Annotated in this window: 3 protein-coding genes; 1 reads left to right on the top strand and 2 read right to left on the bottom strand. The window is 62.9% G+C overall.

The features are described 5' to 3' along the window. Nucleotides 1-293: 293 nt before the first annotated feature. The gene (locus EN943_RS36825; protein ID WP_127416597.1) at nt 294-560 is read left to right on the top strand and encodes a hypothetical protein; all 267 of its coding nucleotides are present in this window, start codon (nt 294-296) and stop codon (nt 558-560) included. 122 nt (nt 561-682) lie between these two features. On the opposite strand, the gene EN943_RS36820 is transcribed toward EN943_RS36825, so the two are convergent. Together EN943_RS36820 and EN943_RS36815 are read right to left on the bottom strand one after the other, a co-directional pair. After that, on the bottom strand, nt 683-1,237 hold the full coding sequence (locus EN943_RS36820; RefSeq protein ID WP_127416596.1) for a hypothetical protein: 555 nt from the start codon (nt 1,235-1,237) through the stop codon (nt 683-685). A 134-nt stretch (nt 1,238-1,371) separates the two neighbouring features. Further along, the coding region (locus EN943_RS36815) for a TIGR01620 family protein (protein WP_127416595.1) at nt 1,372-1,836 on the bottom strand (465 nt) is incomplete at its 5' end.

Below are 1,836 nucleotides of genomic sequence, written 5' to 3'. Positions count from 1 at the left end.
GTTGTCGGCGGCTATGTCGTGGACACCTATGGCGCGACTGGGCCTTTGACTCTGACTGCTATCCTTGCCGCATCGACCGCCGTCTTGGCGCTGCTGCAGCCTCGCAGCTGAACTTCGCAGCCGCCGACACAATGGCCTCGAATCCTGCCGCCGGCGATGTTGCAGGCGCGATACACAAGTTGAGGTCGGGAACACGTTGCATCTTGCCGCAATCGAAGGCTAAGGACGCTCGGCTTCGGCCATTGGAGGGTGATCGACGATCAAGTCGCACCCTTTTTGAGGAGATGACTGACATGAAGAAGTTTTTGTTTGTTGCCGTCGGCCTGGCGGTGCTTGCCGGTTCGGCTTGCTCGAAGGCGCCTGAGTGCACGGCGGAGATCGCGACCAAGAAGGCGCAGGACATGGCTGCAGCACTTCAGGAGGCGATCACCAAGGACCCGGCCAAGGCGGCTGATCTGACCGCCAAGGTCCAGGCGGTGACAACCAAGTATTCGGGCAGCACGACTTTGGCAGACGCCTGCAAGGCCTATGACGAAGTGACGGCCGCGATCAAGGGCTGACGCCCTGATTCGAGATCAAGGGCTGACGCCCTGATTTGAGATCAAGGCCTAAGCGCCCGATTTGATGGGCTCAAGTGAGAGGGCGGTGACCGTTGGGTCGCCGCCTTTTTCTTTGGATTTTTTCAGTTCGGGGCGATGGAGCCGACTTCGACCGCGTCGACCCGCTTCAGGCTCATGCCGATCACCGGGACCAGTTGGTCGTCGACGCGCACCGCAATGGTCACCGTCATCGAATTGTCGTCGGGAATACGGGCCTGCATGACGCCGCGCAGCTGGTTGCGGTTGATGGTGAAGACCACTTTGCGGGCATCGACGACGTTGCCGCCGATGATGTCGAGGCCGGAACCGGTCGCGCCGCCCATGAAGCTGCCCTTGTAGCCCTCGCGGCCCTTGCGCTCGATCTTGGCCGACATCGGCTGGGTGAACATCCCGACCCGGCAGCCGCCGTCGAGCGACATGCCAATCTTGCCGTCGGGCGTCGAGCCGGTGAAGCTGCAGTTGAACTTGGTGCCTTTGTACTTGCCGGCGACGATTTCGCCGGGACCGATCCACTTGCCTTCGGCGGACTGGAAGAACTGCTTGTCCGGCTCCGCCGCGCAGGCCGCTCCTGCAATGCCGACCACTGCCGCGATCACCGCTGCCAGGGGCAGGACGCTGGATAGTACTACGCTTTTCATCGACGACACCCGGCAACAAAGAGGCTGTTTGGAACCCGTCTGACCATGAACAAGATTGGTTAATGCTTCGTCACCGCGAGGCCGCCGCAGAGCAGTCCGGTAACGATTCCGATGCCCGGACGCTCCAGCCCGGCTCACTTGCCGGAGGGGGTCGTTTCACCGTCTTTCCTGGTTGCGAACGATGTCAGCGCCGAGAGGAAATCGCCAAGTCCGGGACGCTTGGCGGCGCTGAAGGGCAGGGGGCGAGCCGTCTCCATCGCGGCGATGCCGATGCGCGCCGTCATCATGCCGTTGACGACGCCCTCGCCAAGCTTGGCGGAAAGGCGCGCGGCCAGGCCGTGGCCGACGATCTGCTGGACGAAACTGTCGCCGATCGCGATCGAGCCCGTAACCGCCAGATGCGCCAGCACACTGCGTGCCAGGCGGAAGAAACCCAGCGTTCCCGGCCGTCCGCCATAGAGTTCCGACAGGCGGCGAATGAGCCGCCCGGCCTCGAACACGACGTAGGCGACATCGACAAGTGCGCGCGGACTGACCGCCGTCACCAGCGAAACGCGTTTGGCGGCTTCGAGAATCATCACCTTCGCCCTGGCATCGAG

The sequence above is a fragment of the Mesorhizobium sp. M7A.F.Ca.US.006.01.1.1 genome (assembly GCF_003997935.1).
Classification (GTDB): domain Bacteria; phylum Pseudomonadota; class Alphaproteobacteria; order Rhizobiales; family Rhizobiaceae; genus Mesorhizobium.
This window is presented reverse-complemented; position numbering and strand designations above follow the sequence as displayed.

Coding starts and splice junctions, on each gene's coding strand:
- EN943_RS36825 (WP_127416597.1), top strand. CDS start 294: ATGAAGAAGTTTTTGTTTGTTGCCGTCGGCCTGGCGGTGCTTGCCGGT.
- EN943_RS36820 (WP_127416596.1), bottom strand. CDS start 1,237: ATGAAAAGCGTAGTACTATCCAGCGTCCTGCCCCTGGCAGCGGTGATC.